This window comes from Cyanobium sp. ATX 6F1 (assembly GCF_024346315.1).
Lineage (GTDB): Bacteria > Cyanobacteriota > Cyanobacteriia > PCC-6307 > Cyanobiaceae > ATX-6F1.
Window position 1 is genome coordinate 26,591 of sequence record NZ_JAGQCS010000003.1, and the last position, 21,211, is coordinate 47,801.

General features: G+C 69.1%; 17 protein-coding genes. 10 read left to right on the forward strand and 7 right to left on the reverse strand.

Annotation, left to right across the window (positions count from 1 at the left end; translation table 11 throughout):
• Window positions 1-3: 3 nt before the first annotated feature.
• Window positions 4-621, forward strand: a complete 618-nt coding sequence (locus KBZ13_RS05280) for an alpha-ketoglutarate-dependent dioxygenase AlkB family protein (RefSeq protein WP_255007184.1) — start codon at window positions 4-6, stop codon at window positions 619-621.
• Window positions 622-673: 52 nt separating this feature from the next.
• On the opposite strand, the gene KBZ13_RS05285 is transcribed toward KBZ13_RS05280, so the two are convergent.
• Window positions 674-1,372, reverse strand: a complete 699-nt coding sequence (locus tag KBZ13_RS05285) for a hypothetical protein (RefSeq protein ID WP_255007185.1) — start codon at window positions 1,370-1,372, stop codon at window positions 674-676.
• Between the two features lie 167 nt (window positions 1,373-1,539).
• Complete coding sequence (locus KBZ13_RS05290) at window positions 1,540-1,806, reverse strand: hypothetical protein (RefSeq protein WP_255007186.1); 267 nt, start codon at window positions 1,804-1,806, stop codon at window positions 1,540-1,542.
• A gap of 110 nt (window positions 1,807-1,916) precedes the next feature.
• Here KBZ13_RS05290 and KBZ13_RS05295 point away from each other — a divergent pair, with 110 nt between their 5' ends.
• Window positions 1,917-6,050: a hypothetical protein gene (locus KBZ13_RS05295; RefSeq protein WP_255007189.1), complete on the forward strand. Its 4,134-nt coding sequence runs from the start codon at window positions 1,917-1,919 to the stop codon at window positions 6,048-6,050.
• Window positions 6,047-7,003, forward strand: coding sequence for a M48 family metallopeptidase (locus KBZ13_RS05300; protein ID WP_255007190.1), 957 nt, complete (start codon window positions 6,047-6,049; stop codon window positions 7,001-7,003). The genes KBZ13_RS05295 and KBZ13_RS05300 overlap by 4 nt, the downstream gene beginning before the upstream one ends.
• On the opposite strand, the gene KBZ13_RS05305 is transcribed toward KBZ13_RS05300, so the two are convergent.
• Window positions 6,988-7,977, reverse strand: a complete 990-nt coding sequence (locus KBZ13_RS05305) for an RpoD/SigA family RNA polymerase sigma factor (RefSeq protein WP_255007192.1) — start codon at window positions 7,975-7,977, stop codon at window positions 6,988-6,990. The two genes, KBZ13_RS05300 and KBZ13_RS05305, sit on opposite strands and share 16 nt — an antisense overlap.
• 154 nt (window positions 7,978-8,131) lie before the next feature.
• On the opposite strand from KBZ13_RS05305, the gene KBZ13_RS05310 reads away from it, so the two are divergent.
• Genes KBZ13_RS05310 through KBZ13_RS05325 form a run of 4 tightly spaced genes read left to right on the forward strand, consistent with a single transcriptional unit; the run spans window position 8,132 to window position 11,703 of the window.
• The gene (locus tag KBZ13_RS05310) at window positions 8,132-8,836 is read left to right on the forward strand and encodes a response regulator transcription factor (protein ID WP_255007722.1); all 705 of its coding nucleotides are present in this window, start codon (window positions 8,132-8,134) and stop codon (window positions 8,834-8,836) included.
• Entirely contained in the window at window positions 8,829-9,950 is a 1,122-nt protein-coding gene (locus KBZ13_RS05315) for a sensor histidine kinase (RefSeq protein ID WP_255007194.1), read from the forward strand. The genes KBZ13_RS05310 and KBZ13_RS05315 overlap by 8 nt, the downstream gene beginning before the upstream one ends.
• A gap of 3 nt (window positions 9,951-9,953) precedes the next feature.
• Window positions 9,954-10,694: a pseudouridine synthase gene (locus tag KBZ13_RS05320; protein WP_255007195.1), complete on the forward strand. Its 741-nt coding sequence runs from the start codon at window positions 9,954-9,956 to the stop codon at window positions 10,692-10,694.
• A 46-nt stretch (window positions 10,695-10,740) separates the two neighbouring features.
• Window positions 10,741-11,703 (forward strand): helix-turn-helix domain-containing protein, encoded by a 963-nt coding sequence (locus tag KBZ13_RS05325; protein WP_255007197.1) that lies wholly within the window; start codon window positions 10,741-10,743, stop codon window positions 11,701-11,703.
• On the opposite strand, the gene malQ is transcribed toward KBZ13_RS05325, so the two are convergent.
• Window positions 11,625-13,175 carry a 4-alpha-glucanotransferase gene (gene malQ / locus KBZ13_RS05330; RefSeq protein ID WP_255007203.1) on the reverse strand — a complete coding sequence of 517 codons (1,551 nt, stop codon included), beginning with the start codon at window positions 13,173-13,175 and terminating at the stop codon, window positions 11,625-11,627. The two genes, KBZ13_RS05325 and malQ, sit on opposite strands and share 79 nt — an antisense overlap.
• The gene (locus KBZ13_RS05335) at window positions 13,172-14,380 is read right to left on the reverse strand and encodes a Coenzyme F420 hydrogenase/dehydrogenase, beta subunit C-terminal domain (protein ID WP_255007204.1); all 1,209 of its coding nucleotides are present in this window, start codon (window positions 14,378-14,380) and stop codon (window positions 13,172-13,174) included. The genes malQ and KBZ13_RS05335 overlap by 4 nt, the downstream gene beginning before the upstream one ends.
• 125 nt (window positions 14,381-14,505) lie before the next feature.
• Here KBZ13_RS05335 and KBZ13_RS05340 point away from each other — a divergent pair, with 125 nt between their 5' ends.
• Entirely contained in the window at window positions 14,506-15,513 is a 1,008-nt protein-coding gene (locus tag KBZ13_RS05340; RefSeq protein ID WP_255007205.1) for an LCP family protein, read from the forward strand.
• On the opposite strand, the gene KBZ13_RS05345 is transcribed toward KBZ13_RS05340, so the two are convergent.
• Entirely contained in the window at window positions 15,468-16,091 is a 624-nt protein-coding gene (locus tag KBZ13_RS05345; RefSeq protein WP_255007206.1) for a hypothetical protein, read from the reverse strand. The two genes, KBZ13_RS05340 and KBZ13_RS05345, sit on opposite strands and share 46 nt — an antisense overlap.
• Before the next feature lie 67 nt (window positions 16,092-16,158).
• On the opposite strand from KBZ13_RS05345, the gene KBZ13_RS05350 reads away from it, so the two are divergent.
• The gene (locus tag KBZ13_RS05350) at window positions 16,159-17,154 is read left to right on the forward strand and encodes a ribose-phosphate pyrophosphokinase (protein ID WP_254938011.1); all 996 of its coding nucleotides are present in this window, start codon (window positions 16,159-16,161) and stop codon (window positions 17,152-17,154) included.
• A gap of 72 nt (window positions 17,155-17,226) precedes the next feature.
• Window positions 17,227-18,462 (forward strand): glycoside hydrolase family 10 protein, encoded by a 1,236-nt coding sequence (locus KBZ13_RS05355; protein ID WP_409995613.1) that lies wholly within the window; start codon window positions 17,227-17,229, stop codon window positions 18,460-18,462.
• 21 nt (window positions 18,463-18,483) lie between these two features.
• On the opposite strand, the gene pepN is transcribed toward KBZ13_RS05355, so the two are convergent.
• Entirely contained in the window at window positions 18,484-21,192 is a 2,709-nt protein-coding gene (pepN, locus tag KBZ13_RS05360; protein WP_255007207.1) for an aminopeptidase N, read from the reverse strand.
• Window positions 21,193-21,211 lie beyond the last annotated feature (19 nt).

The following is a 21,211-nucleotide window of genomic DNA, read 5'->3' on the forward strand; positions in this document are numbered from 1 at the left end:
CCCTTGGTCGGCTTACCCCAGCGACCCCAGCGGACCTGCGCCGAGGGGCTGGCCCTGCGCTTCTGGCCCGGCTGGCTCGATGGTGGCCCCCCGGGCGCCGATCGACTGCTGTTCCAGCTGCTCGCGGAGGTGCCCTGGCGCCAGGAGGCGATCAGCCTGTTTGGCCGCAGCCATCCCCTGCCCCGCCTCACCTGCTGGGTGGCCGATCCCGGTTGCCACTACACCTACAGCGGCCTGCTCAATCAGCCCGAGCCCTGGAGTCCGCCCTTGGAGGCCGTGCGAGAGCAGCTCGGGGCGCTGCTGGGCTGCCGCTTCAATTCCCTGCTGCTCAACCGCTACCGCCATGGGGGCGAGCGCATGGGCTGGCACGCCGACGATGAGCCGGAGCTGGAGGCCAGCGCGCCGATCGCCTCGCTGAGCCTGGGGGCTACGCGCAGCTTCCGGCTCAAGCCGAAACGCCCCGAACGATTAGCCCACGCCCCGATCAGCCAGGAACTGGGCCATGGCGATCTGCTGGTGATGGATCCCCCCACCCAGCGCCACTGGCTGCACGCCCTGCCGGCCCGCCTGAAGATCAAGGAGGAGCGGATCAATCTCACCTTTCGGGTGGTGAGCGGTTGAGGCTGCCTCCGCGATGGAGGAAGTCTCAACATGAAAGCGCAGATCGCTTGATTCAATTTTTCCCAGATCCGTCCGCTTCCAGTTCCCGTTCCCACGACCCCAGCAGTCGCTCGCAGAGCAGGATGGCGCCGGCATCACGCTCAGCAAAGCTGTCTTCGCCCAGGAGAACGGATTCAATGCGCTCACGGATCGACAGCTCGGTACTTGGCGTGGGCCGCATCAGTCGCATGAATCCCGCAACCGGCATCAGCCCCTCGGCCTTGCGCAGGGCATGAAATCGGCCTCGGGCTTCCTCAGCCTCCATGGCCAGCACGTCGTCGTCGGGATCCAGCAGGCTCGGCTTGTACGCCTCGGGGATGGCCAACTCGCCAATGAAGGCTCGGAAAAAGTCTCCCGGCGTCCACGGTTTTCCGTTTTGATGGCAGATCGGTTTGGCGTTGTAGATCCGCTCGTGCAGGACTCGATCGCGGATCGCGCCTCGAAAGTCCTCAGAAAGGGCCACGTTGGCCATCCCAAGGGCCTGAAATGTGCTCGTATCCGTGTTCTTGTTGAGCTTCAACTCAAGGCCAGTCAGCACCGAGTTGAGAAGTTTGATCGGCAGCAGCTCTGGGCAGTTATGGGCCCAATCCTGAAGCGTTTGGCTGCTCCAACCGTTGGACTGGCGCCACACCAACAGCATGTCGCCAAAAGCGTTGATGTGCTCTTCGCATTTCTCTTGCCATTTAGCTTCGTAAATTGAGAGATCAGGCATAGTCGAAACGACAGGAAATCAAGAATCCTTGCTTGAGAGCGCAGACGGAGCACACCCACGAGCGAATGACGCTTGGACATACGCCGGCCTGGTAAGACTACAAAACGCAGGGAGATAGAGCTTTCCCTGTCACTCCCCATCAGAGTGTCGCGATCAGGCCGTGGGTCCTATTCCGGCGGCGCCTGGACCGCCTGGGCCTCGGCCGCTTCGAGCATGGCGGCCGTGACCTCGATCACCTCGAGGGCGTCGTCGTTGTCGAGGTAGGAATCGAAGGAGCTGTAGCGCCGGATGCTCGGGGCATAGGTGGGGTTGCTACAGACCTCGCTCCAGGCCAAACCCTCGGGCTTCACCACCAGATAGCAGGCCAGGGCCTCATCGAGATCCGCCGCATCGCTGAAGCTGTCGCCCTCCCAGAGCACCTCGAAGAAGGTCATCGCGATCGATCCACACCACTCAGATCTAGCCCGGGCGACGAACCATGACAGTCAGCGGAGGCTCCATGGGCCGCTGACTAGGAAGAAGGCAGTTCCACTGACTGGTCTCCATGGGCGGAGTCCTGATTCTGCTGGTGATCGTCGTGGCCATCGTTCTGGTGAGTGGCGCGTCAGAAGGACGCCGGCGCACCCGGGAGCTGTTGCACCACTTCAAGCACCTGGAGGTCCGCCTGGCGGAGCTGGCCCTTCAGTTGCAGGGCATCGATCTGCGGTTGATCGACCTGGAGCGCCGCCAAGACGAGCGGGCAGAGCGGCGATCCCCGTCCCCCCTCCCAGAGCCGGCGCCGCCCTCCCTGACAGCCGAACCACGGGAGGTTCGATCGGATTCCTTGCATGAGAGCGCCGAGCGGCTGGGCAGTACCCCGCCGCCGCCGTCCAGTCCCAGGGCGCCCCATCAGCAGGGTTCGGTTCGTGCCCCCCAGGCGCCCGAACCGGAGCGCTCCCCGTCCCGCCGCCCTGCCGTCCGGCGTCCACCGCTTCCCCCAGCCCCGCTTCCCCCAGCTCCGCTGCCACCAGCCCCGCCTCCGCCGGCGCCGGCGGAACCCAGCGCCCTGCAACTGCTCTGGCGCCGGATTGAGCGCCTGTTCATCGAGAACTGGACCGGCATCCTCGGTGTGCTGGTGGTGGTGGCCGGGGTCACCTTCGTGGTCATCAACGTCGCCCTGCGACTGGGCCCCTTCCAGCGCTTCTGGATGACCGTGGCGGCAGCGGCCGCCCTGGCGGCTCCTTCCTTAGTCCTTGGGCATCGGCTCCCCTGGCGCAACCTCACCCACTGGATGCGCAGCGGCGGGGCCGCCCTGTTCCTGTTCGCCTGTGCGGCGGGTGGTGGGCTGCCGGGCCTCGGTCTCCAGTGGCTGCAGAATCCCCGCCAGGGGCTGGCGCTGCTGAGCCTGGGGGTGGGGGTCAACCTCGCCCTGGCCGGTGTCGCCCGCACCCAGACGATCGCTTCGTTGCACGTGGTGCTGGGCCTGGTGCCCTTGATGATCGTGCTGGACAACCAGCCGGCACTGGCCGCTGAAACGCTGCTGATCGCCAGCCTGGTGGCCCTGGTGGGCTTGATCCTGCCCCTGCGCCGCCCCTGGGATCCCCATCTCCTGGTGGTCACCCTGGCCTATGCCGCCTTCCACGGCGCCTGGTTCCTGCGCTGCGCCGAGGCGCTCCAGGCCAGCGGCGACCTGCGCCTGCGCGGAGCCCTGGCGGCCCTGCTGGTGTTCGGGGGCGGGGCGCTGCTGCAGCACCGCCGGTTGCTCAGCCGGAGTGAGGGGAGCGCCGCGTCGCTGGCGCCGTTGCCCCTGGCCCTGCAGCTCAGCAACTGGGGCGCCCTGGCCCTGGCTCTGCTGATCTACCCCCAGCAGGCCGCCAGCCGCGCTGGGGCCCTGGCCCTGGCGGCGCTGGTGGCGGCACTGCTGGCCCGACGGGCGCGCCAGGGCCAGCTGGGCTGGCTGCAGCTGAACGACACCCTGATCGCCCAGTCCTTGGCCATGGGGGCGGTGATCAGCCTCCACCCCCTGATCGCCAACGGCCCCTTGCTGCTGATGGTCCTGCTGGTGGAGACCCTCCTGTTCCTGCGCCTGGGTGTTGTGGAGAACGACTCCACGATTCGGCGCCTCGGCTGGGGGCTGGTGAACCTGATCGCCCTGCTGCTGGTGCTGGCCGGGGTGGAGGCGGGGGTGTCCGGTGGAGCGCCGGCCCTGCTCTGGCAGAACGGCGGTGTGCTGATCGGTGCTAGCGCCCTGCTCACTGCGGTGCAACGGCAGCTCAGCCTCAGGCTCGTGAAGCTCCCCCTGCCAGCGCTGCTGGGTTGGCTTGCCGGAGCATTGGCCTTCGTGGGCGCCATGGTCTGCCCGCCGGAGCCCAGCCGGGAGCTGCTGGCCCTGGCGGTGATCGGAGCCCTGCTGCTGGCGGGCCGCCGCTGGCGACCCGACGGAGTGCTGGCAGGAGCCACGGCGGCCGCGGTCGCAGCCCATGGCGTCGGCTGGATCCATGGGCTGCAGCTGTTGGCTCCCGGCAGCCATGGGGGTGTGACCCTCTATGCCCAGGGGTGGTCAGCGCCGACGTACCTGCCCCACCTCCTGCCCCTCACTGGCCTGGCCCTGCTCGCCCTGGCGATGCGCCGGGAGACCGTGGTCAGTGGCATCGGCTGGGCTCTGTTCAACGGCACCGGCGTGGTGCTGATCATCGGCACCGTGTTGAGCACCACCACCCAGGGCGGTCCTGGAGGCCTGGCGCTCAACGGGGGTGTCCTCGTGGCCTGGGCCGCCTTCACCACCCTGGTGCAGTTGTTGATGCGTCGCTTTGCCGTTCGTCAGCCCTTGCCTCCGTTGATGGGTGGCCTGAGCGCGGTGCTGGTGTTCGTGGCCGCCGGCCTCTGCACCCCCGAAGGGGGCCGTGAACTGGAGGGCCTGCTGGCGATCGGTGGTCTGCTGCTGATCGCCCGCCGCTGGCGGCCGGAGGCCCTGATGGGCAGCCTCGCCGCGGCGGCCGTCGCCCTCCATGTGCTCAGTTGGGGTGCTCAGCTGCAGCAGCTGCCCTGGTCGCCCCTGCCGCTGCTGGGCCACCTGCTGCCGCTCACCACCCTGGCCCTGCTGCTGCTGGCAATGAAACGGGAGCCGCTGGTCAGTGCTGTCGGTTGGGCTCTGCTCAACGGCACGGCGGTGATCCTGATCCTCGGCGCCCTGGTGGGCGCCGCATTGGAGAGAACCGCAAGCTGGCCTGAAACCGCCTCAGGACCAGCCCTGGCGGGACTGCTGGTGGCCTGGGCCGGCTTCACCACCCTGGTGCAGGTGTTGATGCCTCGATTCGACCTTCGCCAACCCTTGCCGGCCTTGATGGGCTGGATCAGCCCGGCCCTGGTGCTGACCGCCGTGGTGGTCGGCACCCCCGCCGCTGGCCGTGAGCTGGAGGCAGTGCTGGCCCTGGGCGCCCTGTTGCTGATCGCCCGCTGCCTGCGGCCGGATGGCTTGCTGGTGGGCACCGCCGTTGCCGTTGCCCTCACCCATGCCGTCGCCTGGGGAGCGCTGCTGCTTGAGCAACCCTGGGCCACGGCCCCCCTGCTGGGCCACCTGCTGCCACTCACCGCCCTGGCACTCGTCACCATCGGCAGCGGCGGTCCCGGGGCGGTGCGCCTGTTGGGCCTCGACCTGCTCGGTCTCGACCTGGGCCTGGCGGCTTATCTGTTGTTTGAGCCGATCTCTCCGTTGATCCCCGGTGTGGTCTGGCTGCTGCTCTCCCTGGTGGCCCTGGAGAGCTCCGATCGGCTGAGGCGCTCAATGGCCACCCATGCCTTGGTGCTGGGCCTGCTCTACCTGCTGGCCTTCGCCGGGTCGTACCTGCTGGTGATCAGCCAGAGCCCGGCCCTGGTGAGCGCCGGGCCGTTCACCCTGCCGATCCGGCTGCTGATCGAGCTATTGGCCCTGGCGGTGGCCCTTTACTGGTGGTTCTTCTCGCCCAGGGAGCGCCTGCGGGAGCAACCGCTCTGGCAGGCGGTGCACCCCTGGTTTCTGGAGGTGGTCCTGGTGGGGGTCGTGGTCACGATCCTGGGCGAGGTGGAGGCGCTGTGGCGGCCGGTGGCCTGGTCGTTGCTGGCCCTGGTGCTGGTGAGTGATCCCTGCCGACGCCTGTTCGCCACCCGGGTGAAGGTCTATGCGGTGATCCTCTACTGGGTGGCGGTCGCCACGGTGGTGGCCATGCTCAGCAGCCTGGAGACCCCGTCGCCGCTCTGGTACGAGCAACCCCATCAGCTCGCCCTGGTCGCCATTGGCCTGCAGATGACGTTCATCGTCGTCTCCCACCGCAGCCTGGACCTCCAGGAGTTGCGACAACCCGGCGGGGGCCCGCTGCTGGCTTGGGTGGGTCGCCGGGTGGCGGCCCACCGCAACCACTGGCTCTACTACCCGATGTTCGCCGCCGTGGCCTACTACCTCTACCTGCGCTACGACCCCTCCCTGCACACCCTGCTCTGGGCCGTTGAGGCGTTCGCGCTCTACGTGCTCAGTGCCCTGCTGAGGGAGAACAGCTTTCGCACCATCGCCCTGGTGGGGCTGGGGATCTGCCTGTTGCGCCTGATGTCGATCGATCTGGCCCAGGTGGATCTGGGCCTGCGGGGGATCGTATTCATCGGCGTGGGCCTGCTGATGCTGGCGATGAATGCGATCTACAACCGCTTTCGCGCCCGCTTCGAATGACATCCGAGCGCCACGTTCCCCTGCGCACAGTCCTGCTGGTGTTGCTGCTCGCCGGCGGTGCTGGACTGATCGCGCTGTTGATGCAGGCGCGTCCCGGTAGCCCCTTGACCTCCTCCCTGGCCACCCCCTTCCAGTTGCTGGGCACGCCGTTGAAACTGGCCGACCGGCTGGCCAGCCGGGGGATGCCGATCGGCTCGTTGGAGGAACGGGATCTGGGGGACACCTTCCGGGAGCGCTATGCCTACCAGGTCAAGGTCTCCGACCCAGACCAGGCCTACCTGGATGCCCTGATGCCGCTGATCCGGTCCCATGCCAGGAAGCCCTTCCCCTACCGCGCCTATGTGATTCCGTCGGAGTCCGCCAACGCCATGGCGCTTCCGGGCGGTGTGATCCTGGTCAACAGAGGGTTGCTGAACACCCTTGGCTCCGAGGCGGAGCTGGTGAGCGTGTTGGCCCACGAGGCCGGCCACATCGAACTGGGCCACTGTTTTGACACCGTGCGCTTCCAGTTGCTGGCCCGCAAGCGGGGCAGTGAAACGCTGGGGCAACTGGCTGATCTGGCCCTTGGGATCCTCGTCCAGCACAACTACAGCAAGGCCGCCGAGCACGAAGCCGACGTCTACGCCTTCACCCTGCTGCGCTACAGCCCCTACGACCCCCGGGGCAGCGGGGCCAGCTTCGCTTCCCTCGAACGCTCCGAGGGCTCACAATCCAGCCGTGCCGACGACCACGCTGATCTGCTGCGGGATTACATCAGCTCCCATCCGCCCCTGGCGATCCGCCAGGCGGAGTTCAGCCAGGCTGCCGAGGCCTGGTGGCGGGGCCATCCGGCAGAACGCCGCTACTGGGGCCGCCGAAACCTGCGCGGGCGACGGGCCTTGAGCGCCCTTGATCTGGGGGCGGAATGGCACGGAGCGCGGTTGACACCGCCAGCCCCTCAAGCCACCAGATAGCCCTCCAGCTGGCGCGAACGGGCGCGAATCGCCTCCAGCCCACGACGCTCGAGGTTGCGGGTCTTGTCGCGACTCATGCCCAGGGTGCGGGCGATCGAGGTGAGGCTCATCGGCTCCTCCACATCGATGCCGTAGCGCATCTTCAGCACCCGGCCCTGGATTTCGGGCAGCTGCTCCAGCAGGGTGCGCATGTCGCCCCGCAGGCAGGCGCTGTCGACCGCCTGCTCGGGCAGTTGGGCGTCGCCCTGGAGCAGATCCAGCAGCTCGGTGTCATCGCCATCGCCCACCTTCATCTCCAGGCTCACGGGCGCTCGGGCGCGGCAGAGCAGATCCTTGACTTCTTCTTCGGGCAGCTCCACGGCCACGGCCAGCTCACTGACGGTGGGGGTGCGGCCCAGCTCCTGGCTCAGCTCGCGCTGACCTTTCTTGAGCTTGTTGAGGGTTTCGGTGATGTGGATCGGCAGCCGGATCGTGCGGCTCTTCTCGGCGATCGCCCGGGTGATTCCCTGGCGAATCCACCAGTAGGCGTAGGTGGAGAACTTGTAGCCGCGGGTGGGATCGAACTTCTCGACGCCACGCACCAGGCCGATGGTGCCCTCCTGGATCAGATCCAGCAGCTCCATGTTCCGGTTGGTGTACTTCTTGGCCACACTCACCACCAGCCGCAGGTTGGCGGCAACCATGCGCTCCTTGGCGCGGCGGCCATTGGCCAGCTTGCGCTTGAGCACGGGAAGCTCCAGCTGGGCGGCGGCGGCCCATTCGGCCTCGGAGGGCTTGGCGCCCTGGCGCATCTCCAGCTCCTCGACAACCTCCTCGAGCGCCATCAGCTCCTGCACCTGGCGGCCGATGGTGATCTCCTGCTCATGGCTGAGCAGGGGCACGCGACCGATGTCGCGCAGGTAGGAGCGGACCAGGTCCGTGCCACCGCCCAGGGTGGATGTGCCATCGGCCGAGGCAATGGGGATGGAAGGCATGGGTTGGGAGTAAGGAACCCTTGTGGTTTCGTAACTTATCACCAATCCCGAAGCAAATCCGAACATCGGGCCCGCCTGTGCCGCCCGTCACAGCCATGGGCCTGGAGAATGGGCCCATGCACCCCTGGCCCCTTCTGTGACCGCCCCGCGCCTGATGGTGGTCGAGGACGACGACACGATCCGTGAAACCATCGCCGAAGCCCTGGAGCTGGAGGGTTTCGAGGTCGCCGCCTGCGCCAATGGCCGTCAGGCCCTCGATCAGATCCAGAGCCACGGCGAGGCCCGCCGCTTTGATCTGATCGTGCTCGACCTGATGCTCCCTGGCCTGGGGGGACTGGAACTCTGCCGCCAGCTGCGCCAACACAACGACCGCACCCCGATCCTGGTGGTCAGTGCCCGGGACAGCGAGACCGACCGGGTGCTGGGTCTGGAGGTGGGGGCCGATGACTACCTGATCAAGCCCTTCGGTATCCGCGAGTGCGTCGCCCGTTGCCGTGCCCTGCTGCGCCGTTCCCAGGCCGAGGCCGGCACCGGGGCCGAGCCTTCGCCGCAGCGGGTGCTCGAGCATGGGGCGATTCGCCTGTTCCCGGACGAATGCCGGGTCACCCGCGATGGGCTGGCGCTCAACCTCTCCCCCAAGGAGTACCGGCTGCTGGAGCTGTTCATGCAGCACCCGCGCCAGGTCTGGAGCCGCGACAAGCTGCTGGAGCGCATCTGGGGGATCGATTTCATGGGTGACAGCAAGACCGTGGACGTGCACATCCGCTGGCTGCGCGAAAAGCTTGAGGTCAACCCCTCCGCCCCTCGCCACATCCTCACGGTGCGTGGCTTCGGCTACCGCTTCGACATCGGTGGCTGAACCTCTGACCCTGGCCGTCGGCCTGGGACTGGGATGGCTCCTGGCCAAGGTGCTGCCGTGGCGCCGCCGCGGGCCCCAGCCTGGGGGCCATGGGCCCCGGACCCTGCCCCCTTCCCAGGTGCTCGATTGGATCGATGCCGCTCCCCAGGGCTGGCTGGTGCTCGATCCCCACAGCACCATCCAGTACGTCAACCCCCGCGCCCTGCGGCTGCTGCGGCAGTCCAGCGACCGCCTGCGCCGCGGCGAGGCCCTCGGGGAGGCGATCGAGACGCCGGCCCTGCTGAACGTGGTGCTTGATGCCCGGCGCCTGGGGCGGCCCCAGCGGATCGGCTGGATGGAGGGCAGCGAACCCCTGGAGGCCCATGCCCTGCCCGGTCAGGATGGCTGGGTGGGGTTGTTGGTGCAGAGCCGCCGTTCGCTGGAGGCGCAGTTGGAGCAGCAGGAGCGCTGGGTCAGCGATGTGGCCCATGAACTGCGCACGCCCCTCACGGCCCTGATGCTCGTGGGCGACAGCCTGGCCGGCCAGCTGGAGGGCCGCAATGCCGTGCTGGTGCAACGGTTGCAGCGGGAGCTGGATCGCTTGCAGCTGCTGGTCAATGACCTGCTGGAGCTCTCACGTCTGGAGAACACCCTGCATCGGGAAGGGGGGCGATACACGCTTCTCGACCTGCGCGCTCTGGTGACGGAGGCCTGGTCCAGCCTCGTTCCCCTGGCGGAACAGCGGGGCATCACCCTCGCGCTGAGCGCCCCAGCGGAGGCCCCCTTGCGGGGGGATTCCTCCCGGCTGCACCGGGCCCTGCTCAATCTGTTCGACAACGCCCTTCGCCACAGCCCCGACGGCACCCGCGTGGAGGTGGGTGTGGAGATCAGTGGCAACTGGTGGCTGCTGAGCGTGCGCGACCACGGCGCCGGCCTGAGCGAGGAAGATCAGCGGCGCATGTTCGAGCGCTTCTACCGGGGCGACCCCTCCCGGGAGCGCAGCCAGCGGGGCGGCAGCGGCCTCGGGCTGGCGATCGTCCAGCAGATCGCCGTCACCCATGGGGGCAGGGTTCTCGGCCGCAACCACCCCGAGGGGGGTGCTGTGATGGACCTGTTGCTCCCCCGCGGCGGCTGAGCCATGGCCGAAGACCCTCCCCTGCCCCAACGACTGCAGAAGCTGCTGGCCGGAGCGGGACTGTGCTCCCGCCGTCAGGCCGAGGCCCTGCTGGTTCAGGGTCGGGTGCGGGTCAACGGCCGGGTGGCCCAGCTGGGGGATCGGGCCGATCCCCTCCGCGACCGGGTGGAGCTCGATGGCCGTCCGGTGGCGGCCAGGGCCCCTGCGTTCACGGTGCTGTTGAACAAACCCCGGGGGGTGGTCAGCAGCTGCTTCGATCCGGAGGGCCGCACCACGGTGCTTGATCTGCTGCCGCCCGAGCTCGCCCGGGGCACGGGCCTGCATCCGGTGGGGCGCCTGGACGGGGAGAGCCGGGGGGCGATGGTGCTCAGCACCGATGGGGAGCTCACCCTGCGGCTCACCCACCCCCGCTACGGACACCGCAGGACCTACCGGGTGTGGGTGGAGGGCCAGCCAGAGCCGGAGACCCTCGAGCGCTGGCGCCAGGGGGTGCCCCTGGACGGTGAGCCGAGCCGGCCGGTGGGGGTGAGCGTGGGCGAGCGGCAGCCAAGGCGCACCCTGCTGGAGCTGGAGATGCGGGAGGGCCGCAACCGTCAGATCCGCCGCACGGCCGAGGTTCTCGGCCACCGGGTGCTCGACCTGAGCCGCATCGCCATCGGTCCGATCAGCCTCGGGGCCCTGCCGGAGGGGCGCTGGCGTCGGGTCGACCCGGAAGAATGGGGGGATCTGGATCGCCTGGGCTGAGTCGACCCCCTGATCGTCCTCCTCTGATCGCCGTCTCCTGAGCACCATGCCCCGGCCCACGCCGAACTCACCCCTGCCCCGGATCCTGCGGCGCTGGTTCGGCCGCGATCGCCCCCAGGGCTCAGGTGCCTCGGTCATCAGCGAAGACCCCCTGCTTCAGGCCGGCCGTCTCCTGCGCCAGCGGCGGGAGGAGCGGGGGCTGAATCTGCGCCAGCTGGCCCTGGAGACCCGCATCAGCACGCCGGTGCTGGAGGCGATCGAGCGCGGCTGGCGGGACCGGCTGCCGGAATCCACCTACCTGCGCACGATGCTGCCGCTGATCGAGCAGCACCTGGAGCTGCCCAACGGCAGCCTGCAGGTGGCCCTGCCCCCTGCCCAGGACGAGGAGGGGCCACGGCGCAGCCGCACGATGTTGCTGGGTCGCTTCACCCCCGGCTCGATCGATGTCTTCACCACCTGGCAGGGCACCTTGCTCTATGGGGTGATCACCCTCGCGCTGATCTATGGCCTCAACCTGCAGCAGCGGCAGCTGGCGACGGCCCAGATGCTCAGCCTGCGCTCCATTCCCCCCTTACCCCCGGGCGAACAGGTCCGCAGCGGCGACCCAGGCAGCTTGCTGCTCCAGATCCAGCCCGGCCTGCGGCCCCTGGCCCTGGCGGATCGAGGGATGGGACGCGTCGCCCTGCAACGGCTGCAGACCCCCGGGGCGCCCCGGCCGGGGGTGCTGCGGCTGCAGCTGGCGCAGCCCAGCCAGGTGGTGCTCAGCAGTGCCTCGGGCGAGCGCAGTCAGCTCAGCGGCGCCAGCGGTGAGCTGGTGCTGCAGCTGCAGCCGCCCCTGGAGCTGGAGCTGAGCCCAGCCCCCACGGGCCCGGCGGTGTTCTGGGATGGCCAGCCCCTGGCCCCGATGCCGAAGCAGCCCGGCCGCTACCGCTATCCCCTGCCAGCTCCCGTGCGCCCCGAGGCAGGTTCCGTGCGCCCCGAGGCGGTGGCGAATCCTTCCAGCCCCTGAAGCGGACCCTCCAGCTCCCCGATCGGCTGGGTCAGCCGCCACTGCCAGTTGCCCGTGGTCGTGCCCGGGGTGTTGAAGCGCGCCCCATCGTCCAGCAGCAGCAGGTCCTGGAGCGGCACGATCGCCAGATCGGCGGAGGAGGCCAGGGCCAGTTGCAACAACTGCCAGCCCGGGGCCTGCATCGCCTCCCCCAGCACGGTTTCCACCTGGTGGCGCTGGCCGCCATCGAGTTGCTCCCACCAGCCCAGGCAGGTGGCGTTGTCGTGGGTGCCGGTGTAGACGACCCAGTTGCTGCCCTGGTAGTTGGCGGGCAGGTAGGGGTTGTCCGGGTTGCCGTCGAAGGCGAACTGCAGGATTTTCATCCCCGGCAGGGCGAAGCGATCCCGCAGCGCTTCCACCGCTGGGGTGATCACGCCGAGGTCTTCGGCGATCAGGGGCACGCGGCCCCCCTGGCGCCGGCGCAGTCGCTCCAGCAGGGCCTGGCCTGGAGATGGTTTCCAGTGGCCGCCCTCAGCGGTGCTGTCCGTGCCCGGCACGCTCCAGTAGGCCTCCAGGGCGCGGAAGTGGTCGAGCCGTAGCCCGTCCACCAGCTCCAGCTGACGCTCCAGCCGCCGCATCCACCATTGAAAACGGCTGAGGCGATGCCAGCGCCAGCGGTAGACGGGCGTGCCCCAGAGCTGGCCGGTGGCGGAGAAGTAATCGGGAGGAACGCCGCTCTGCTCGCTCAGCTGGCCATCGGATCGCACCGAGAACAGCCGGCGGTGGCTCCAGACATCGGCGCTGTCGTGGGCGACGTAGAAGGGCAGATCGCCGATGATCTCGACGCCATGGCCCTGGGCATGGCGGTGGAGTTGTTGCCATTGCCGGTCCAGCTGCCACTGCACCAGGGCCTCCTGCAGCAACGCCTGCCGCTGCTGCCGATCGAAGTGGGCCAGGGCCCAGGGGCGGCGCCGCGCCAGGGAGGCCGGCCAGGTCCACCAGGGTGCCTGGCCATGCAGGCGGCGCAGCACCATGAAGCGCCCGTGGTCGATCAGCCAGTGGGCCTGCGCGCGCCGCCAGTGCTCGAACTCCGCCTGGCGCTCGGCTGCCTGGGTGGGCCAGTGCTCCAGGAGCTGCTCCGCCAGGGCTTCCGCCCGGCGGGGGGCCCCCTCCAGATCCAGGCGCTCCGTCTCCGCCGCCGGCAGCCGGGTGGGGCCATCGGCGGCGATGAAACCCTCGCTGGCCAGGAGTTCCCCGTCCAGCAGCCAGGGATTGAGGGCGAAGCCGCTGGGGGAGCTGTAGGGGGAGCCGGTGCCATCGGTGGGGGCCAGGGGCAGCAGCTGCCAGACCGCCACCCGGTGGGCCGCCAGCAACTCCACCCAGCGGTGGGCCTGGGCCCCGAGGGTTCCGCAACCGGGGGTGTGGGGCAGGGCGGTGGGGTGGAGCAGCACGCCGCAGCGGCGTCCCCCAGAGGGTTGGGTGGCGCTGCTCACAGGCTGGGCAGGCGGTAACGGGCCACGATTGCCTTGGCAAAGCCAGGAATGTGATCCTCGGCTTTCTCGGGATGGTGCCGGCGCACCCAGAGGGCGTTGCGCGTGAAGTGGGAATCGATCGAGAAGCGGCCGTATTCCAGCCCCTGGGGACCCACCCGTTGGACGATGAAACCCACCAGCTCCGCCAGCCAGCGGGGAAGTTTGATCGCCTTGTCATAGGCGTCGATGCCCTGCTGCACCGCGGCGCGGCGATCCCCACGGCTGCTCACCGGGGCCAGATCCAGTTCCGTTTCCACCAGATCCAGCAGCTCCTGACCGCGGGGGTTGCGCACCGTCAGCCACTGGCGGCCGAAGCTGGCGCCCATGTACCCCACCACCAGATCGGCGCCGCCGTTGACGTAGTCGAAACAGCTCAGGCAGCTGGGGGCGAAGACGTTTTTGAGCTTGGGGGTGTCGAGGCCGAAGAAGGGCACGGTTTCTTCGCGGCCATCGCTGTGGCGGAAATGGATGCGGAAGTCCTGCATGAACTCGTAGTGCACCACCGTGGCCGGCGAATCGCTGGCGCTCTCCAGGAAGGTCTGCAGCCCGGCGCGGCTGACGTTGTCGACGCAGGGCAGCCCGAGCACATAGAGCTGCTCCAGGGGGAGGGTGTCCTGGACGGCCCGCAGGGCCTGCACCTGGCAGCCGACGCCGATGGCCAACAGCCGCCTGATGCCACTGCCGGGGAGCTGCTCGAGCACCTCCAGATTGGGCGAGAGGGTGGGCTTGTTGACCCGGGCGGCCAGCACCTGCTCGGGGGTGCGGGCCAGCACCGGCAGGGGGGTGAAGCGGTCGTCGGGGCTCTGCTGCACGCACAGCACCGCATCCACCAGGCCGGTTTCCAGGGCGCGCACGCCGATGCGCGAGACGATGCCGCTCCACTGGGCTCCCTCGATCGCTGGCCGCAACCGTGCCGTCACCATGCGCTGGCTGACGCCGAAATAGAGCTCGTCTTCGTTGGCCAGGTCCCGGCTGCGGCCGTGGGCCGCCGTTTCCATCGCCTCGAAGCGCTGGTTCAAAAAGGCGCAGGCCCGGCGCACATAGGCCACCCAGCGGCTGTCGCAGAGCCCGCACTGGCTGCAGAGGTCCTTGGCGGGGTAGGTGCTGCCCTTGGCCAGGGGACGAGCTCGTTCGTGGGGGGCCGGGGACCGGGGGGCTGAGGTCAAGGAAGTTCTGGCGGCGGGCGCCTCCGCGCGCCTCAACTTATCGGCCGGCCCTACGAAACTGACAGGCCGGAGCCGGCCCGGGCCGGTGCATCAAAGTGGGGGCATCGTCCCGTGATCCAGACCCCATGGTCCCCAGAGGGGAATCCCCATCGGCCCCGGGGGGGCGCTCACCCTCTGGCGGGACGCCGCAGCGGGGCAAGATCGCCCGCCCCAAGGGGCCCCACCGCCCCTGGCGCCTGGCGGGCCAGCTGCTGGTGGGGGTGGCCGGTCTGGTGATCGGCGGGGGCGTGCTGGGGCTGGTCTGGCCCCCGGCCGATCCGGCCGCCCTGGATCAGGCCCGTGATTCGGCGGCCCTCTCTCCGCTCCCCGATCGGCCGATCACGGTGCTGGTGATCGGCACCGACGCCGATCGCCTCGGGGCGACGACCAACGGCGCCGCCCCCCCGGGCACTCCCAACAGCGATGCCCTGTTCCTGGTGCGGGTGGATCCCAAGGGCCCGGTGCAGGTGCTGGTGCTGCCCACCGAGCTGGCGGTGAAGCTGCCGGGGCAGCAGCAGTCCCTGCCCCTGGGGGCCGTCTACCGCCGGGGGGGTGTGGCCCTCACCGCCGATGTGGCCGCCGAGTTGGTGGGACTTGGCAAGGGCCAGCCCGACCGTTATCTGCTCCTCAGCCGCGGGGGCCTGCGCCAGCTGGTGGATGCCCTGGGCAGCCTGGAGCTCAGTCCTGACCGGCTGATGCGCTACGAGGACAAGGCACAGAAGTACACGATCGATCTGCAGGCGGGGCTGCAACAGCTCAATGGAGTCCAGGTGGAGCAGTTGGTTCGTTTCCGCGAGCCTGCCGGCGGCGAGGCCGCCAGGCGCACCCGCCAGCAGCAGGTGATCAGCGGCCTCCAGCAGCAGCTGGCCCAACCCACCCACCTCGCGCGGCTGCCCGATCTGGTGCGGCAGCTGCGCAGCGGGGTCGAAACCAACCTCAGCGAAGCCGAGGTGCTCTCACTGCTGGCGGCCACCCTGGGCCAGAGCAAGCCGATCCGCTTCGCCAGCCTGCCCCTGGAGCCCCCGGCGGAACCCGCCCAGGCCCTGCGTCAGCTCAAGCGGGAGGCCACGCTGCCGCTCTGGCCCTCCCCTTGATCCAGGGTCTGCCAACGCAGCAGCAGGACCCGGGCGAGCCCGGCGGTGGCAGCGTCATCGGGATCCAGCGCTGGATCGTGCCCCTGGGGGTTCACCCAGCCCAGCCATGGCAGACCCTCGGCGCGGCGCCTGTCCGCCCTCCACGGTCCGCCCCATTGGATCAGGCCCACCAGGGGCACCCCGGCGCGCTCCAGAAGGGCGGTGGTGGCCGCCGCCAGACCCCCGTCGGTGCTGCTGCCGGCCACCAGCAGGGCGGTGGGCTGGCGGAAGGCCCCGAGCAGGTCCGCCCAGCGGCCCGCCGGCCCCAGCCATGCCCCTGGATCGCCGGGCAGGGGCGCCAGCCAGGGACCCGCCTGGGCCTGGAGCGCCGCCAGCTGAGTGGGTGGGTCGCCGCCGCCGCCGAAGCGCCGCCAGGTCAGGCCCACCCGAGCCGCCAGTTCCGCGGCGACCGCTTCGGCCAGGGGCGGCGCCAGGGAGCCAGCCGCCGCTTCCTGATCGACTCGGGCAGCGCCGACCACGTCCGTCAGCACCAGGCGCAGGGATGAAGGCAGCAGCGGTGGCGTTGGCAAAACGGTCATCGAACGATCTTCTCCTGGGCCGAATGGCTTCTACCATCAACTTTCAGCCCAAGCGCTCACGCCCGCCGTGACCAGTTTTTTGACCGCTGCACGGGTGGAACACGAGAGCGCACCCCACGACACCCGCCGTCTGCGGCTGTTCAGTGGCACCTCCAATCCCGCCCTGGCGCGGGAGATTGCCAATTATCTCGGTGTGCCCGATGGCCCGCGGGTGATCAAGCGCTTCGCCGACGGGGAGCTCTACCTGCAGATCCAGGAGTCGATTCGGGGCTGCGATGTGTTCCTGATCCAGCCCACCTGCGCGCCGGTGAACGATCACCTGATGGAGCTGCTGATCATGGTGGACGCCTGCCGCCGCGCCTCCGCCCGCCAGATCACTGCTGTGGTGCCCTACTACGGCTACGCCCGCGCCGACCGCAAGACCGCCGGCCGCGAATCGATCACGGCCAAGCTGGTGGCCAACCTGCTGGTCAAATCCGGCGTCGATCGGGTGCTGGCGATGGACCTGCACTCCTCCCAGATCCAGGGGTACTTCGACATCCCCTGCGATCACATCTACGGCTCACCGGTGCTCGTGGATTACCTGGCCGGCCGCAACCTCGGGGAGGTGGTGGTGGTCTCCCCGGATGTGGGCGGGGTGGCCCGGGCCCGGGCCTTCGCCAAGAAGATGAACGACGCCCCCCTGGCGATCATCGACAAGCGCCGCTCCGGTCACAACGTCGCGGAAAGCCTCACCGTGATCGGTGATGTGGCCGGCAAGACCGCCGTGCTGATCGACGACATGATCGACACCGGCGGCACCATCTGCCAGGGGGCCAGGCTGTTGCGGCAGCGGGGTGCCCAGCGGGTGCTGGCCTGCGCCACCCATCCGGTGTTCTCACCGCCGGCGAGTGAGTTGCTCTCGGAGCCCGGGCTGTTCGAGGAGGTGATCGTCACCAACAGCATTCCCCTGGAGCCCGACCGGCGCTTCCCCCAACTGCAAGTGCTCTCGGTGGCGAACATGCTGGGGGAGGCGATCTGGCGCATCCACGAGGAGAGCTCGGTCAGCTCGATGTTCCGATGAGCTCGTTTCGATGAATCCAGGCCCATGGGCAGGATCAGGGGCCTCCCTGTTTCTGCCGCTGCATCGCTGCCCTTGACGAGCCCCTTTCCCTTGCGCGTGCGCCTGAAACGGGCCCTGCCCACGGCCCTGGGCGGTCTGCTGGTGTCGGTCCTGCAGACCGTCGGTCTGGGGCCGCCCGCCTTAGCCGCCAGCCAGAGCGTGGGGGTCTGGCTCACCAACAGCCCAAGCCCCCTCTACTACGACGGCAACCGCATCGACCGGGCCGTGAATGAGCTGGCGGCGGCAGGGTTCACCACCCTCTACCCCAACGTCTGGAGCCGCGGCGCCACCTTCCATCGCAGCCGTTGGGCGCCGATGGAGCCGGCCCTGAAACAGAGCGCCCCAAACCTCGATCCGATCTGTCGCCTCACCCGCGCCGCCCATCGCCGGGGCCTGAAGGTGATCCCCTGGTTCGAGTACGGCCTGATGGAGCCGGCTGACGCCGACGTGGTGATCCAGCACCCGGAGTGGGTGCTGCAGCGCAGCGACGGCACCACCACCTACGCCATGCACGGCGCCAACATGCGCAGCTCGCCCATGAAGGATCTGCGGGTCTGGCTCAATCCCGCCCATCCCGGCGTGCGCCAGCGGTTCATCGGCCTGATCAGTGAGATCGTGCGCCGTTGCGGGGTGGATGCGATTCAGCTCGATGACCACTTCGCCTGGCCGGTGGAGCTGGGCTACGACCCCTTCACCCGAGCGTTGTACGAGAAAGACACCGGCCGCCAGCCACCTGAGGACTTCACCAACCGCGACTGGATGACCTGGCGCCGCCACCAGCTCACGAACCTGTTGCGGGAGCTGCGCAGCGAACTCAAGGACCGCCAGGGCGGCGCCGGCATCAGCCTCTCGCCCGGACCCTTCCGTTTTGCCTACAACCAGTGGCTCCAGGACTGGGAGATCTGGTCGCTGGGGGGGCTGATCGATGAGCTGGTGGTGCAGAACTACGCCTACTCGGTGAAGGGATTCCTCAAGGACCTCGACCAGCCTGCGCTGGTCAAGGCACGCCAGTGGGGGATTCCCGTGGAGATCGGTCTGCTGGCCGGTTTTGGCGGCCGCACCACCCCGATGCCCGTGCTGGCGGAGAAGGTGCGGCTCTCGGCCCAGCGGGGCCATGGGGTGATTTATTTCTATTGGGAGGGGCTCTGGGGCCAGTACGCCGGTCCCGAGGGGGGCCCGGCGCGCCAGGAAGCCTTCCGACAGCTCCACGGCAACCTGTTCCCTGATCCCTATCCCAACCGGAGCAATCTCAGGCCGGCGAAACGCTGAGCCTGAGCCCCAGGTCTCAGTTCAGCGTTGGGGCTCCGTGCCGAGGCACTGCTCCACCACCTCGCGGGTGTTGGTGGACAGGCGTTCGTCCGCCAGTTGCTCGAGGGCGGCCCGCTGGGCGGCGCCGCGCGCCGCCCCATAGCTCTGCCAGCGGCTGAACACCTTGGCCAGGCGCGAGGCGGTGATCGGGTTGCGCCGGTCGAGTTCGGCGATGCGCGCCGCCATGAAGCGGTAGCCGCTGCCATCGGCGGCATGGAACACCGGCGGGTTGCCCGCCAGGCCCCCCAGCACCGCCCGCACGGAGTTCGGGGCGGCCGGATCGAAGCGGGGATGCTCCAGCAGCCGTTGCACCCGCTCCAGGCCGTCGGCGAGCGGGGCCGAGGCCTCCAGCGCGAACCAGGCATCGAGGATCACGGGCTTGTCCTGCCAGCGCGCATAGAAGGCCGCCAGGGCTTGCTCGCGGGCCGGGTGCTCCAGGGGCTGCAGGGCGCGCAGGCCGGCGCGGGCCAGGGTCATCGAGGGGCCCTCCACGGCGGCCGCGGCGGCGGCGATCGCCGCCCCTTCACCGGCGGCGGCCCGCCAGGCCCAGATGGTGGCGGTCAGCATCCGATCGCCAACACCCTGGGGCCAGGGGAGGTCCCATTGGGGCGTGCAACGGGGGAGGGCCTCCAGGAGTGGTTCCGCCAGTTCGCTGCCGAAACGGCGCTCCAGGGCGAGCTGGGCGGCGAACAGGGCCGGCGGATCCGGCTCGGCGGCCTCAGCTTCCAGTTCCGCCAGTCCGGGCAGGTCCAGCAGCACACTGCGGTTGGCCTCCGAGAGCAGGCCATCGCGGAGGATGCGCTCGAAACCGGCCACCAGACCCTCTTCCAGGGGTTCATTCGGGCCGCCGGCGGCCCGTTCGATCAGGGCCCGCCGCAACAGGGTCTGACCGGCGTCCCAGCGGGCCACCGGTTCGCTGTCGTGGGCCAGCAGGTGCAGCAGTTCCTCGCTGGAGCGCTCGACCTCCAGCCGCACCGGCGTGGAGAAGCGCCGCAGCAGGGAGAGGGCGGGTGGATGGGGCTGGTGCTCCAAGCCCGTGAGCACGAACCGCTGCTCGGCCTGGTCCACCACCAGCAGCCGGCTGAGTTGTCCCCAGCGGGGCGGGAGGCTGCGGGCCGCGGCCTCCAGCTCGCTTTCCCCCTCCAGGCGCACAGGCACGGCCTCGCCGCCCTGGTCCACCAGCCCCAGGGCCAGGGGCAGCACCAGGGGCTGCTTGTGGGGCTGCCCGGGGGTGGGGGGGGTGTGCTGGCGGGCCGTCAGGGTGAGGGTGCCGCCAGCGGCGTCCCAGTGGCGCTCCAGCTGCAGCACCGGGGTGCCCGCCTGATTGTACCAGCGGCGGAACTGGGCAAAGTCGAACTCCGCTGAGCTGGTGGCCGCGCTGGAGGTGGCTTCGAGGGCCGCATCCTCCATGGCCTGCACGAAGTCTTCGCAGGTGGCGGCGGTGCCGTCGTAGCGCTCGACGTAGAGATCGATGCCGCGGTGGAAGGTGCTTCCCCCCAGCAATGTGTGCAGCATGCGGATCAGTTCGGATCCTTTTTCGTAGATCGTGGTGGTGTAGAAGTTGTCGATCGCCTGGTAATGATCCGGCTGCACCGGGTGTGCTGTGGGGCCGGCATCTTCGCGGAACTGCCTGTTGCGCAGCATCGACACATCCTCGATCCGCTTGAGCGCATCGGCGTGCAGATCAGCGGTGAAGCACTGGTCACGAAACACCGTCAGGCCCTCCTTGAGCGAGAGCTGAAACCAGTCGCGGCAGGTGATGCGGTTGCCGGTCCAGTTGTGGAAGTACTCGTGGGCGATCACGCTCTCGATCCGCTCCAGTTCGCCATCGGTGGCCGTGGCGGCATCGGCCAGCACCAACTTGGAGTTGAAGATGTTGAGGCTCTTGTTCTCCATCGCGCCCATGTTGAAGTGGCGCACGGCAACGATGTTGTACTGATCGAGGTCGTATTCGAGTCCGTAGACCCGCTCATCCCAGGCCATCGAGCGCTTGAGGGAGTCCATGGCGTGGGCGGTGAAGGGGGCATCGCCCGGCTCCACGTGCAAGCGCAGGCGCACCGCACGGCCGCTGGCGGTGATGAACGTGCTTTCCACTTCCTCCAGCTGACCCGCCACCAGGGCGAACAGGTAGGAGGGCTTGGGGAAGGGGTCGTCCCAGAGCGCGAAGTGACGTGGGGCCCCGCTGAGCGGATCGGGGGGCAGCGCTCCGCTCTCCAGTTGGTTGCCGTTGGAGAGCAGCACCGGGCAGCTCTCCCGTTCGGCCTCGATCCGCACCTGGAAGCGGCTGAGCAGATCAGGCCGGTCGGGGTGGAAGGTGATGCGCCGGAAGCCCTCGGCTTCGCACTGGGTGGTGACCATGCCGCCGCTCACGTAGAGCCCTTCGAGGGTGGTGTTGGTCTCCGGGTGGCTGCGCACCAGGGAGCGCAGCAGGAACGGTTGACTGGGGGGCTCAAGGATCGTCAGACCTTCGCCATCGAGCCGGTACGCCCCCTCATCCAGGGCCACCCCGTCGATGGAAAGCTCCAGCAGCTCCAGTTCGATGCCCTGCATCAGCAGCGGTGCGCTGTTCAGGGGGGTGATCCGCAGCTGCGCCTCCACCAGGGTGTGATCGGGGAAGATCCGCACGATCAGGTCGGTGCGCTCGATGCGGATCGGGGCCGGACGGTAATCGGCGAGCCGCACGGTGGTCATGGAAAGGGGGAGCAGCGGT